We start from the raw sequence: 12,218 nt of genomic DNA, 5'->3' as shown, positions 1-12,218 counted from the left end.
GCGCGAAACGCCCTGTGCGTATCTGATTATTTCAAATGATCGGAGATCAGTTTCGTCATTTCAAACATGGAGACTTGGGCTTTGCCGCCGAAAACTGCTTTCAGCTTGTCGTCCGCATTGATCATGCGGCGGTTGGCCGGATCTTGCAGATCGAGTTTTTTGATGTAATCCCATACCTTTTTGGTCACTTCAGTGCGCGGCAGTGGTGCTGCGCCAACAACGGCGGCCAACTCTTTCGATGGCGTCATTGCTTTCATGAATGCTGCGTTTGGCTTGCGTGGTGTTGCCGGTGCTGCCGCTTTCTTCACCGCTGCTGGTTTAGCTGCTGCTTTGGCTGCGGGTGCTGCTTTTTTTGCGGCTGCAGGCTTGGCTGCTGCTGCTTTGGCTGGCGCTGCTACTGGGGTTTTTTTGGCTGTTGCCATCTTCGAGCCTCCTTAACAAACACATGGGAAATTGCGCAATTAATCGCACGGCTAATATTGGTGTGGATTTACCTTGTATGCAAGTGTTTTTCACGTTTTCACGAGGAAAAAGCAGGGAAATAGCAATGCTGTCGCCCGGGCGCACCGCTTGGGAGCGCGGAAGCGCGTTTTTGCCCGTAAATGGCATGGTTGCTGGCTATGCGGGGAGGGGCGCTGCGGGGGGAGGGAAGAGTGATGCCGGACACATGAAAATGCAATCCGGCATTATTTAGAACGATGTTTTTCGGGTTTTAAAGCGATGATCCTGCGGCATCTCGAAGGCCTTCAACATCCCCGCAAGCGGGGATGTTGAAGCCTTACCTCATCCCAGGCATCATGCCCTTCATGGATCGCATCATCTTCATCATCCCGCCGCCCGACAATTTCTTCATCATCGTCTGCATTTGCTCGAATTGCGTCAGCATGCGGTTCACTTCCTGCACTTGCACGCCGGCGCCGGCGGCGATGCGGCGCTTGCGCGTGGCCTTGATCAGTTCAGGCTTGGCGCGCTCCTGCGGCGTCATCGAGTCGATGATGCCGCACATGCGGCGCACCTGCTTATCGGCTTGATCCATGTTCTTGCCGCCTGCCGCCTGCTGGAACTGGGCCGGCAGCTTGTCCATCAGGTTGGCCATGCCGCCCATTTTCTTCATCTGGCCCAGTTGCGCCTTGAAGTCGTTCATGTCGAACTTGCCGCCGACCTTGATCTTTTGCGCCAGGTCGGCCGCCGCCTTGCTGTCGACGCCCTTGCGCGCTTCTTCCACCAGCGCGAGGATGTCGCCCATGCCCAGGATGCGGTTGGCCATGCGGGTCGGGTCGAACGCTTCCAGGCCGTCGAGTTTTTCCGAGACACCGGCAAACTTGATCGGTTTGCCCGTGATGTGGCGCACGGACAGGGCCGCACCGCCGCGCGCATCGCCATCGAGCTTGGTCAGCACGATACCGGTCAGCGGCAGCGCATCGTTGAAGGCCTTGGCCGTGTTGATGGCGTCCTGGCCCAGCATGGCGTCGACGACAAACAGGGTTTCGATCGGTTTCACGGCGCCGTGGACGGCGGCGATTTCGCGCATCATCTCTTCGTCGATACCGAGGCGGCCTGCCGTATCGATGATCAGCACGTCGTGGTAATGCTTTTTCGCCCAGTCCAGCGCGGCCAGGGCGATATCGACCGGTTTGTCGGTGCTGGCGGACGGGAAGAAGTCGGCGCCCACCTGGGCGGTAACCGATTGCAGCTGGGCGATTGCGGCAGGGCGGTACACGTCGGCCGAAACGGTCAGTACTTTCTTCTTCTTTTCTTCCTTCAGGTACTTCGCCAGCTTGCCGACGGTGGTGGTCTTGCCCACACCTTGCAAACCGGCCATCAGGATGATGGCGGGCGGCTGCTGCGCAAAGCTGATCTGCGACGCTTCGGGTCCCAGGTCGGCGCCCATCAGGGCAGCCAGCTCGCGCTGCACCACGCCGACCAGGGCCTGGCCTGGCGTGAGCGAGGAAATGACATCCTCGCCCATGGCTTTTTCTTTGACTTTGGCGATGAATTCGCGCACGGCGGGCAGGGCGACGTCGGCTTCGAGCAGCGCCAGGCGCACTTCGCGCAGCATGTCGGCGGTGTTCGCTTCGGTCAGGCGCGCCTCGCCGCGCATGGTCTTGACGACTTTGGCAAGCCGTTGGGTGAGATTATCTAGCATGATGAACCTGCAATGAAAAGCTTGGGAGTGGGCGGCGCAAGCCGGACGATGGGCGTCATTTTACCCCATCGCGGGTGCCTGGCGGTCCTGCGCTGCAGCGCCTGGCGGTTGGCCGGCATTTGAATTAGTTGGTATTTCTGCCAACGCCACGATTGCATGAAAGTTAAAAACACGGTTAAAATGAGAATAATTCTTATTTACATTCTCGGGTACCGCACGCCTGAGCCGAAAGGGATGCCATGTCGGCCGCCGATTTTGCCCAGCAACAACACCTGCACGCGCTCTACAGCAGCCATCACGGCTGGCTGCAGGGCTGGCTGCGGCATAAGCTGGGCAATGCGGGCGAAGCGGCGGACCTGGCGCAAGACACCTTTGTCAGTGTGCTGAGTAATGGCACGGCGCCGCAGATCCGCGAGGCGCGGCCGTTTCTCGCCACCATCGCGCGGCGCCTGGTGGCGCACCGCTACCGCCGGCAAGTGCTGGAAGACGCGTATCTGCAGGCGCTCGCTTGCCTGCCGCCCGAGGCGGCGCCCGCGCCGGAAGAACGGCTGCTGGCACTCGAAGCGCTGCAGGAAATCGATGCCGCCCTCGATGGCTTGCCAGCGCCCGTGCGCACGGCGTTCTTGCTGGCGCAACTCGAAGGCCTCAGCTATGCGGAGATCGCCGCGCGCCTGAACGTGTCGGCCAGCTCGGTCAAGCAGTACCTGACGCGTGCCAATCGCCAGGTGTTTTTCTCGCTGCCGGCATGAGCACGGTGGCAGTACCCGCGGCCCCGGCGGCCATCAGCGACGCGGTGCAGCAGCAGGCGGCCGAGTGGCTGACCATGCTGATGTCGGGCGAGATGGACGCGGCGCAGCAGGCCGCATGGCAGCGCTGGCGCGAGGCCGACCCGGAACACGAACGGGCCTGGCGGCATATCGAAGCCGTATCGCAGCGCTTCAACGGCTTGCACCGCAGTGCGGCCGCGCAGGCGCTGGCCGGCACGCAGCAGCAAGCCGTCAACGGCAAGCGGCGCCAGTTGCTGGCGTGGCTGGGCGTGGCGGCCGGCGGCGGCTTGCTGGCCGCACAGACGGATGCCTGGGATGGCGCGCGCGCCCTGCGCGCCGACTACCGCACGGCCACGGGCGAGCGGCGCGAGGTGGTGCTGGACGATGGCAGTGTGCTCAGCCTGAATACGGGATCGGCCGTGAACGTGCGTTTCGATGACAATCGCCGCCTGATCGAATTGCTGGCCGGCGAGATCCTCGTCACCAGCGGCCACGGTGCCGGCAGCGCCGCGCCGCTGGTGGTGGCCACGCGCGAAGGCCTGGTGCGCGCGCTGGGCACGCGCTTTGTCGTGCGCCAGCAGGATGGCGTCAGCACCGTGGAAGTGTTTGAAAGCGCCGTTGAAATCCGCCCGCGCGACAGCGCTGGCGCGCCCTTGCTGCTGGCGGCCGGGCGCGGCGTGGCGTTTTCCCGCCATGCGCCAGACGCGCCGCACGCCATCGATGCATATGCCGACGCCTGGTCGCGCGGGCAGCTGATCGTCGACGACGTGACCCTGGGCGACTTCCTGGCCGACCTGGCCCGCTACCGCCCGGGCGTGATCGACTGCGCACCGGCAGTGGCCCAGCTGCGCCTGTCGGGCGTGTTCCCGCTGGCCGATACCCAGCGCATCCTGAACATGCTGCCCAATTCCTTGCCGGTGCAGGTGCGTAGCCGCACGCGTTACTGGGTGACGGTGGAGCCGGCCGCGTAGCCGGCCTCGATAACAATATTTTTCAATCGGACTGCCCGTTTTCGATTCTCGCGGCACCTGTAGTTGAGAGACGTAATTTCCAGTACCCATTCAAGGCGCCACGTTGCGCGGTTTCATACCGCTGCGTGCCGCCGCCATAATCAACTTTGATGGAAGGACGCAGTGTGATGCATCTGATGTATATGGTCTGCCACCCGGCGCAACAGCAGTTGTCTGGGGTGCCGCAACGATGAAATCCGCCAATATGCTGTTGTTCTCGCGCGTGCTGGCCGCCGTCTTTGGCGGCTATGCACTGACGTCCGGCGTGGCCGTGCTGCTGGCGGCCGTGCTGCCGCTGTCGCGCGCCGAAGCCGTGCTGACGGCCACCCTGAGCGCCTTTGTCGTCTACACCTGCGCCGTGGTCTGGGTCTTTGCCGTGCAAGACCTGCGCCGCGCCTGGCTGGGCATGCTGCTGCCGGCAATTCTATGCGGCGGCCTTGGCCTGCTGCTGTCGCGAGGTGCCGCATGAACGCCGTCAAGGTAGACAAAGTAGTCAAGACGCCACAACAGGGCGGCTTGCGCCAGGCCATGGCCTGGCTGCATACGTGGAGCGGGCTGTGGATTTCCTGGCTGCTGTTCGCCATTTTCCTGACCGGCACCCTGGCCGTCTTCGACGACCCGATCGGCCACTGGATGACGCCCGAACACGCGCTCGAAGAGGCGGCGCATGCCAACGATCCGCCGCTGCCGAAGGTCACGGACCGTGGGCACCGCCTGGAACTGGCGCTCGACTTCATGGCGAAAGAGCATCCGAAGGCGGACATGTGGGAAATCTGGCCGGTGCAGCGTCCCGGCCACGGCCTGTCCGCCTACTGGTTCCAGCCCGCCGGCGGCTATGGCTCGGCGGACCTCGATCCGCTGACGGGCGCCGTCATCGAACATGCGCGCGAGGCAACGCAGCGCGAGACCATCGGCGGCCACCATTTCGTCGATTTCCACTACGAGCTGCACGCGGGACGCATCGGCGTATGGATCGTCGCCATCACCACCATGATCATGCTGGTGGCGCTGGTGAGCGGCGTCATCACGCACAAGCGCATCTTCAAGGATTTCTTCACCTTCCGCCCGGCCAAGGGCCAGCGCTCGTGGCTTGACGCGCACAACGCGGTGGCCGTGCTGACCTTGCCGTTCCAGTTCATGATCGCCTACACGGGCCTGGCCTTCTTCAGCGACGACTATGTGCCTGCCCCCGTGGTGGCGCAATACGGCATGGACAATCCCAAGAAGGCCTTTTTGGCCGACTGGAACGATGTGGGTAAACCCGTGAAAACGGGCCAGCCGCTGGCCATTCCCGCGCTGGAATCGTTTGCGCTGCGCGCCGAACAGGCCATCGGCCAGGACATCCGCGCCGTGGTGCTGGACAACCCGAACGACGCGTCCATGCGCGTGTGCATGTACGGCTGGAATGAAGAGACGGATACGATGGAACGCATCAGCGCCAACACGGGCCGGGCCTGCTATGCGCTGGCCACGGGCGAGCAGGTCGCCTTGCGCCGGCCCGGCGAGTCCGATACGGGCGGCGCGGGCCTGACGCGCGCCGTCATGTCGAACCTGCACATGGTGGGCTTCGGCGGCACGCCCATGCGCTGGCTGTACTTCTTCTGCGGCCTGGCCGGCACGGCCATGATGGGCACGGGCGCGATCCTGTTCATGGTCAAGCGCCGCCAGAAGTCCGGCGGCGAGTTCGGCGTCTACACGCAGCGCGTGTACCGCGTCATCGCCTGCCTGAACGTGGCGACGATTGCCGGCCTGTCCATCGCCTGCGTCGGCTTCCTGTGGGCCAACCGGCTGATCCCCGTCGGCATCGAGCACCGGGCAGGCTGGGAAGTGCGCGCCTTCTTCGGCGTGTGGTTTGTGATGCTGGTGCATGCCTGCCTGCGCGCGGAAAAGCGCGCGTGGATCGAGCAACTGGGCTTGCTGGCGGCTCTGTGCCTGCTGCTGCCGGTGCTGAATGTCCTGAGCACGGGCGACAACCTGGTGGCGCAGGTCGCGCGCGGCGACTGGGAAAGCGCTGGCGTGGAACTGGGCAGCATGGCCTTCGGCCTGCTGGCCGCCTGGGGCGCGTGGAAAGTCCACAAGCGCAAGGAAAAGCCGGTCAGGAAGCCTGCGGCCAGGGAAAACGCTGCGCCCACGGCCAGCCTGCACATCACTACGGAAGGACAGTCATGATCGATACCATCCTGTGCGCGCTGGGCCTGTCGTATGCGGGCATGGCCAGCCTGTCGCTGGCGATGGACCGCCACCATGGCCAGGTCTGGGGCCGGGACGCGGCGCCGAACGTGCGGCGCGTGCTGCAACTGGCCGGCGCGCTGTTGCTGGCGCTGGCCATCTGGCCTTGCGTGGCCGGCTGGAGCGCCACCGTTGGCGTGGTCGCCTGGCTCGGTTTCATATCGGCCGGCGCGCTGCTGGTGGCCCTGCTGCTGCCGTATGCCCCCCGCTTGCTGTTTCGTAGTTCCCTGCTGGCAGCCGTCGCCGCGCTGGCAGGTCTTGTGACGTTCCTGCGGTGATGTTCACCGCCATTTTCAAGGATAGACCGATGCATTTTTCACGCCTGGCGACACCGATTGATGTTTTGAATGTATTGAAGGCGGCCTCCTGATGGCGGCCCGCCTGCCTACCCGCCGCGCCCGCATCCTGGGCGGCGCGGTCTTGCTGGCGCTGTTCGGCGCCGGCGCACTGTGGGCCACGCGCGGCCCGGCCACCGTGTTCGACACGGCGCCCGTCAAGCGCGGCAACATCGAGGCCAGCGTCACGGCCATCGGCACCCTGCAGCCGCAAACCTATGTCGACGTGGGCGCGCAGGTGTCGGGCCAGATCACGCGTTTGCACGTGCAGCCGGGCAGCGCCGTGGAAAAAGGCCAGTTGCTCGCCGAGATCGACCCCAGCGTGCAGCAGGCCACGGTCGATGCGGGCCGCGCCGCGCTGGCGGGCTTGCGCGCGCAGCTGGCCGACCAGCAGGCGCAGCACCGCCTGGCGGGCCAGCAGCATGGCCGCCAGAAACAGATGGCCAAGTTCGATTCCACGCCTTTGGCCGACCTGGAAACGGCCGAAGCCACCCTGGCCTCGGCCAGCGCCAAGATCGACCACCTGAAGGCGCAGATAGCCCAGACCCAGGCCAGCCTGAAGGCGGACGAAGCGCGCCTTGGTTACACCCGCATCTACGCGCCCATGGCTGGCAAGGTGGTGGGACTGGACGCAAAAGAGGGGCAAACCCTGAACGCCACGTACCAGACGCCGAACATCCTGCGCATCGCCGACCTGTCGGCCATGACGGTATGGACGGAAGTGTCGGAAGCGGACGTGCGCCGCGTGCGCCCGGACATGCCCGTGTATTTCACCACGCTGGGCGGCGACCAGCGGCGCTGGAGCGGCAAGGTGCGCCAAGTGCTGCCGGCCCCGCCGGTGCCAGGCGGTTCCGCCGCCGGCACGGCCCTGGCGCCGTCGACCAGCAAGGTGATCTTGTATACAGTGTTGTTCGACGTCGATAACGCCGATGGCGAACTGATGCCGCAGATGACGGCGCAGGTGGTATTCGTCACGGCGGCGGCGAACAATGTGCTGGCCGTGCCCTTGCCGGCCCTGAAACCATCGACGGAAGAAGGCGCCAAACCGGGGCAGTTCACGGCCCGCGTGATGGATGCCGACGGCAAGGTCGATACGCGCGCCGTCACCGTGGGCGTGCGCAACCGCCTCAGCGCGGAAGTGCTGCAAGGCTTGCGTGAAGGCGAGCTGCTGGTCACGGGCGAACAGCCGGCCGGCAGTGGCGCCAGCAGGTTCCAGCTGTGAGCGCCATGAGCGAGGCCAGGTCGCTGGGGCAAGCAGGAGAAGCTGGCCGGCCGGCGCCTTTGATTGAACTTGCCGGCATCCGCAAGCGCTACGGCGGCCATGACGGCGCGCCGGCCGTGGAAGTGCTGCGCGGCCTGACCTTGGCTATTGGCGCCGGCGAATTCGTCGCCATCGTCGGCGCCTCCGGTTCCGGCAAATCGACCCTGATGCATCTTCTTGGATGCCTGGACCGGCCCAGCGACGGCACTTACCGCTTCGCCGGCCAGGACGTGGCCAGCCTGAATCCCGATGAACTGGCGTGGCTGCGGCGCGAAGCGTTCGGCTTCGTCTTTCAGGGCTATCACCTGATCGCCACCGAATCGGCGCGCGAAAACGTGGAAGTGCCGGCCCTGTACGCGGGCATGCCGGCTGCCGCCCGCCATGCGCGCTCGGAAGCGCTGCTCAAGCGCCTGGGACTGGGAGAACGGCTCGACCACCGGCCGAACCAGTTGTCGGGCGGGCAGCAGCAGCGTGTGTCGATCGCGCGCGCGCTGATGAATGGCGGGCGCATCATCCTTGCCGATGAACCGACGGGGGCATTGGATAGCAGCAGCGGCGCCGAAGTCATGGCCTTGCTGGGCGAACTGGCCGACGCGGGCCACACCATCATCCTCATTACGCATGACCGCAAGGTGGCGGCCCAGGCGCGCCGCGTGATCGAGATCAGCGATGGCGAAATCGTCGCAGACTCGGGCGCGATCGCCATTGCCGCCACGTCGACGGCCCTGCCGCCGCTGGACATGTCGCGCGCCGCCCACGACACGGGCGCGTCGCTGGGCACGGAATTGCTCGACGCGGCGCGCGCCGCCTGGCGCGTGCTGTGGATCAACCGCTTCCGCACGGGCTTGACCTTGCTTGGCATCGTCATCGGCGTCGCCTCGGTCATCGTCATGCTGGCCATCGGCCTGGGCACGCGCCAGCAGGTGATGGCCCAATTGGGCGCCTTCGGCTCGAACTTGCTGTACATGGCGTCGCGCGGCGAAAGCTCGCGCATCCCCGGGCGCAGCATCACCCTGGCCGACCTCGATGCGTTGAAAGACGTGCCGGGCATCACCCATGTGCTGCCGAATGTCACGGGCAACAAGGTGATACGTCACGGTAACCTCGACGTGCAGACGTATGTGCGCGGCACGGGGCCGGCCCTGCCGCAGATCCAGACCTGGCCCGTGGCCAAGGGGGGCTTTTTTACCGAGGAAGACGAGCGCGAAATGGCCACCGTGGCCGTGCTGGGCGCGCACCTGGCGGAAAAGCTGATGCCCGACGTGGCCAACCCCGTGGGGCAGAATATCCTGATCGGCAACGTGCCGTTCCAGGTGATCGGCGTGATGAGCGCGAAGGGTGCGCTGACGGGCGAGAAGGATGAAGACGACGTGCTGCTGCTGCCGTTTTCCACGGCCGGCATCCGCGTCTTCGGCCAGCGCGAGCCGACGTACACGGTCATGGCGGTGGCCGACGTCAAGCGCGTGACGGAGGTGGAGGCGGCAGTCGACGCCACCATGTTCGAGCGCCACCGCATCCGCGACTATGGCATCAGCAACGCGGCCGCGTCGATTGCCGCGGAAGCCAAGACGCAGGACAACATGACCATGATGCTCAGCCTGATCGCGGCCGTCTCGCTGGTGGTGGGCGGCATCGGCGTCATGAACGTGATGCTGATGACGGTGCGCGAGCGCACGCGCGAAATCGGCATCCGCATGGCGACGGGCGCGCGCCGGCGCGACATCCTGCGCCAGTTCCTCACCGAAGCCGTGCTGGTGTCGGTGGTGGGCGGCGTGGCCGGCATCGTGGTTGGCGTGACGGTGGCCGGCCTGCTGCTGGTGTGGGACGTGCCGGTGATCTTTTCGCTCAGCGCCATCGCCGGTGCTTTTGCCTGCGCCGTGGTGACGGGGCTGGTGTTTGGCTTCATGCCGGCGCGCAAGGCGTCGGGACTCGATCCGGTGGTGGCGCTGGCGGGGCAGTAATAACAGGCAGTAATAACAACGCCGGCAGCGTGGCTGCCGGCAAAAAAATGTTGCCCTGGCTTTAAGTAACCCCCAATAAATTTTCCCCGAGGGTTACTTAACACGCGGTACTATCTCCTGATAATAAAAGCAGTGTTTCGCGTGCCCTTGCGGGCACACACCCACCACCACAGGAGAACCCGATGCAGAAAAAATCAACTTTGAAGACCGGTATCGCCGCCGCCCTGATGCTGGCGTTCGGCATGGGCGCCGTCCAGGCGCAGGCGCAGGAAGTCGTGCGCCTGGGTAATTTAAAATTTGCCCACTACGGCGCCGTGTCGTATATCAAGGAAATCGCGCCCAAGTGCGGCATCAAGGTTGAAGAGCATATCTTCGCCAAGGGCCTCGATGTGATGCAGGCGATTATCGCCGGCGAGCTGGACGTGGGCGCGACGGCGTCCGAAGCGGCCATTTCCGGCCGTGCCGGCGGTGCGCCCATCTATGTGGTGGCCGGCTTTGCCAAGGGCGGCGCGCGTCTGGTGGGGGGCGCCGGTCAAAAGATTGCCAATGTGAAGGATCTGAAGGGCAAGCGCGTGGGCGTGACGCGCGGCGGCATCCAGGAAGTGCTGCTGCTGGCCGAGCTGGCGCAGGCGGGCCTGACGTATTCCGACACCAAAGGCAAGGATGTGCAACTGGTGTTCCTGGCCTACGCCGACTTGAACCAGGCGCTGATGGGCAAGAATATCGACGCCATGATGCAGTCGGAACCGCAATCGTCGCAGGCGATCAACAAAGGTTTTGGTACGGAAATCCTGAAACCGTACGACACGCCGATCGGCGAGCCCGTGCGTACCATGGTGATGACGGAAAAGTTCTACAAAGAACGCCGTCCGGTGGCGGAAAAATTCATGCGCTGCTTCGTTGAAGCGACCAAGACCTTTATCGACAACAAGGCGACGGCGGAAAAGTATGTGCGCGAAGTCGTGTTCCGCGGCCAGATCACGAAGGATGACTTCGACGACGCGATCAGCAATTCGCCGTATTCGTACGACATCTCGCCCGAGCATATCCAGGTGACCACGGACGTGATGGTGAAAACGGGCGTGGGCCGCATGACGAAGCCGCCCGTGGCCAAGGACTGGGTCAAGACGGACTTGCTGGAACAGGCGAAAAAGAGCCTGAATGTGAAGTAAACGGGAGATTGGCAGTGCCCGATGGCCCGCTTGAGCGGGCCATCATTTTTTGCGGCACACATATATATAGACAGGCGGTGCGAAAGATTGCCAAAATCTTGAGGGTGCGCTACCCCGTTGCGCCTCAGGCGCGATATCATGGCAGGCTTGCAGCATTGGCTGGCGGCGGAATGCCTGTCACCCTGGCTGTCGCTTGAATCGCGCTTGTCGGCTATGGTGTAAACTTAAACTATGCAGATCTATTTCTTTCTTATCGCCGCCCTGTTGTATGCGGCGTGCGCGGTGCTTCCCTCGTCCCGCGCCCGGCTCATTGCCGGCCTGACCGGCGTCGCCTGGCTGGCGCACGCCGCCACCCTGTGGTTCGACCTGATGGCGCCGGGCACCTTGCGCTTCGGCTTTTCCGCCATGCTGTCGGCCGCGCTGTGGGTATCGGTGGGCGCCTACTGGATAGAGAACCGCAATTTCAGCCTGGATGGACTGCGCCGCATGGTCATGCCCAGCGCCGTCCTCGCCATCGGCCTGGCCTGGGCCTTTCCTGGCAGCCAGGTCAGCATGGAAGGCAAGTCGGCCGTCTTCGGCTGGCATATTGCCGTGGCCGTGCTCGCCTATAGCACCCTGACGATTGCCGCCTTTCACGCCGTGCTGATGGCGCTGCAGGAATCGCGCCTGCATACGCGCAGCGAAAGCCGCGGCTTCATCGGCACGGCGCTGGACCAGTTGCCGGCCTTGCTGACGATGGAAAAGTTGCTGTTTCGCATGATCGGCCTGGGTTTTATTTTGCTCAGCCTGACCGTGCTGTCAGGCATCGTGTTTTCCGAACAATTATTTGGCAAGGCCTTGACCTGGGATCACAAGTCGGTGTTTACCATGCTGTCGTGGCTGCTGTTTGCCTCGCTGCTGGCAGGCCGGCGCTTTCGCGGCTGGCGCGGCAAGACGGCCCTGAGTTTTACCCTGGCCGGTTTCGCCACCTTGTTGCTGGCCTATGTCGGCAGCCGTTTTGTACTGGAAGTGGTTTTACACCGAGGATACGCATGACACGTGTTTTATTCTGGCTGGCGCTGGTGTTCCTGGTGCTGTTTGCGATCCGCAGCAAGATCCGTGGCATGCAGCAACGCGCCCGCGCGCAGCAGCAACAGCGGCCGAATCCGTTTACGCCACCGGTGCGGCCGCAGGAATTGCCCGATGCCGAGCTGATGCTGTGCTGCGCCCATTGCGGCGTGTACTACCCCGCTTCCGAAAACGTGCAGGCCAAGGGCCACGACTACTGCAGCCACGCGCACGCCACGGTGTAAGGGCGGGCCCGCAGGTGCGCGCGCGTTGCTCAGCCGTATCGTAAC

The 12,218-nt window shown here is 64.2% G+C and carries 12 protein-coding genes; 10 read left to right on the top strand and 2 right to left on the bottom strand.

Annotation, left to right across the window (positions count from 1 at the left end; genetic code table 11):
• Window positions 1-26: 26 nt before the first annotated feature.
• Complete coding sequence (locus CLU91_RS12785; RefSeq protein WP_100874461.1) at window positions 27-422, bottom strand: SWIB/MDM2 domain-containing protein; 396 nt, start codon at window positions 420-422, stop codon at window positions 27-29.
• Window positions 423-778: 356 nt separating this feature from the next.
• Window positions 779-2,146 carry a signal recognition particle protein gene (ffh, locus tag CLU91_RS12780; RefSeq protein WP_099401615.1) on the bottom strand — a complete coding sequence of 456 codons (1,368 nt, stop codon included), beginning with the start codon at window positions 2,144-2,146 and terminating at the stop codon, window positions 779-781.
• A 239-nt stretch (window positions 2,147-2,385) separates the two neighbouring features.
• Here ffh and CLU91_RS12775 point away from each other — a divergent pair, with 239 nt between their 5' ends.
• The 10 genes from CLU91_RS12775 to CLU91_RS12730 all read left to right on the top strand — a co-directional run bounded on the left by CLU91_RS12775 (window position 2,386) and on the right by CLU91_RS12730 (window position 12,173).
• Window positions 2,386-2,895, top strand: coding sequence for a sigma-70 family RNA polymerase sigma factor (locus tag CLU91_RS12775; RefSeq protein WP_100874460.1), 510 nt, complete (start codon window positions 2,386-2,388; stop codon window positions 2,893-2,895).
• Window positions 2,892-3,884 (top strand): FecR domain-containing protein, encoded by a 993-nt coding sequence (locus tag CLU91_RS12770; protein ID WP_198521320.1) that lies wholly within the window; start codon window positions 2,892-2,894, stop codon window positions 3,882-3,884. Before CLU91_RS12775 ends, CLU91_RS12770 begins: the two co-directional genes overlap by 4 nt.
• Before the next feature lie 229 nt (window positions 3,885-4,113).
• Entirely contained in the window at window positions 4,114-4,392 is a 279-nt protein-coding gene (locus tag CLU91_RS12765) for a hypothetical protein (RefSeq protein ID WP_100874459.1), read from the top strand.
• Window positions 4,389-6,092, top strand: coding sequence for a PepSY-associated TM helix domain-containing protein (locus tag CLU91_RS12760; protein ID WP_198521319.1), 1,704 nt, complete (start codon window positions 4,389-4,391; stop codon window positions 6,090-6,092). The genes CLU91_RS12765 and CLU91_RS12760 overlap by 4 nt, the downstream gene beginning before the upstream one ends.
• Entirely contained in the window at window positions 6,089-6,430 is a 342-nt protein-coding gene (locus tag CLU91_RS12755; protein ID WP_100874458.1) for a DUF3325 domain-containing protein, read from the top strand. The genes CLU91_RS12760 and CLU91_RS12755 overlap by 4 nt, the downstream gene beginning before the upstream one ends.
• Before the next feature lie 91 nt (window positions 6,431-6,521).
• Complete coding sequence (locus CLU91_RS12750) at window positions 6,522-7,709, top strand: efflux RND transporter periplasmic adaptor subunit (RefSeq protein ID WP_100874457.1); 1,188 nt, start codon at window positions 6,522-6,524, stop codon at window positions 7,707-7,709.
• 5 nt (window positions 7,710-7,714) lie between these two features.
• On the top strand, window positions 7,715-9,709 hold the full coding sequence (locus CLU91_RS12745) for a MacB family efflux pump subunit (RefSeq protein ID WP_100874456.1): 1,995 nt from the start codon (window positions 7,715-7,717) through the stop codon (window positions 9,707-9,709).
• A gap of 182 nt (window positions 9,710-9,891) precedes the next feature.
• Window positions 9,892-10,881 carry an ABC transporter substrate-binding protein gene (locus tag CLU91_RS12740; protein WP_442906506.1) on the top strand — a complete coding sequence of 330 codons (990 nt, stop codon included), beginning with the start codon at window positions 9,892-9,894 and terminating at the stop codon, window positions 10,879-10,881.
• A 231-nt stretch (window positions 10,882-11,112) separates the two neighbouring features.
• On the top strand, window positions 11,113-11,916 hold the full coding sequence (locus CLU91_RS12735) for a cytochrome C assembly family protein (protein WP_100874455.1): 804 nt from the start codon (window positions 11,113-11,115) through the stop codon (window positions 11,914-11,916).
• A complete protein-coding gene (locus CLU91_RS12730) occupies window positions 11,913-12,173 on the top strand; it encodes a PP0621 family protein (protein ID WP_099376528.1) in 261 nt (86 codons plus the stop codon). Before CLU91_RS12735 ends, CLU91_RS12730 begins: the two co-directional genes overlap by 4 nt.
• The last annotated feature ends 45 nt before the right edge of the window (window positions 12,174-12,218 follow it).

Origin of the sequence: Janthinobacterium sp. 64, assembly GCF_002813325.1 — a bacterium.
Lineage (GTDB): Bacteria > Pseudomonadota > Gammaproteobacteria > Burkholderiales > Burkholderiaceae_D > Janthinobacterium.
Note: the sequence above shows the minus strand (reverse complement) of the source record. Positions and strands in the feature narration are given on the sequence as shown.

Coding starts and splice junctions, on each gene's coding strand:
- CLU91_RS12740 (WP_442906506.1), top strand. CDS start 9,892: ATGCAGAAAAAATCAACTTTGAAGACCGGTATCGCCGCCGCCCTGATG.
- CLU91_RS12765 (WP_100874459.1), top strand. CDS start 4,114: ATGAAATCCGCCAATATGCTGTTGTTCTCGCGCGTGCTGGCCGCCGTC.
- CLU91_RS12735 (WP_100874455.1), top strand. CDS start 11,113: ATGCAGATCTATTTCTTTCTTATCGCCGCCCTGTTGTATGCGGCGTGC.
- CLU91_RS12750 (WP_100874457.1), top strand. CDS start 6,522: ATGGCGGCCCGCCTGCCTACCCGCCGCGCCCGCATCCTGGGCGGCGCG.
- CLU91_RS12785 (WP_100874461.1), bottom strand. CDS start 422: ATGGCAACAGCCAAAAAAACCCCAGTAGCAGCGCCAGCCAAAGCAGCA.
- ffh (WP_099401615.1), bottom strand. CDS start 2,146: ATGCTAGATAATCTCACCCAACGGCTTGCCAAAGTCGTCAAGACCATG.
- CLU91_RS12755 (WP_100874458.1), top strand. CDS start 6,089: ATGATCGATACCATCCTGTGCGCGCTGGGCCTGTCGTATGCGGGCATG.
- CLU91_RS12760 (WP_198521319.1), top strand. CDS start 4,389: ATGAACGCCGTCAAGGTAGACAAAGTAGTCAAGACGCCACAACAGGGC.
- CLU91_RS12745 (WP_100874456.1), top strand. CDS start 7,715: ATGAGCGAGGCCAGGTCGCTGGGGCAAGCAGGAGAAGCTGGCCGGCCG.
- CLU91_RS12730 (WP_099376528.1), top strand. CDS start 11,913: ATGACACGTGTTTTATTCTGGCTGGCGCTGGTGTTCCTGGTGCTGTTT.
- CLU91_RS12775 (WP_100874460.1), top strand. CDS start 2,386: ATGTCGGCCGCCGATTTTGCCCAGCAACAACACCTGCACGCGCTCTAC.
- CLU91_RS12770 (WP_198521320.1), top strand. CDS start 2,892: ATGAGCACGGTGGCAGTACCCGCGGCCCCGGCGGCCATCAGCGACGCG.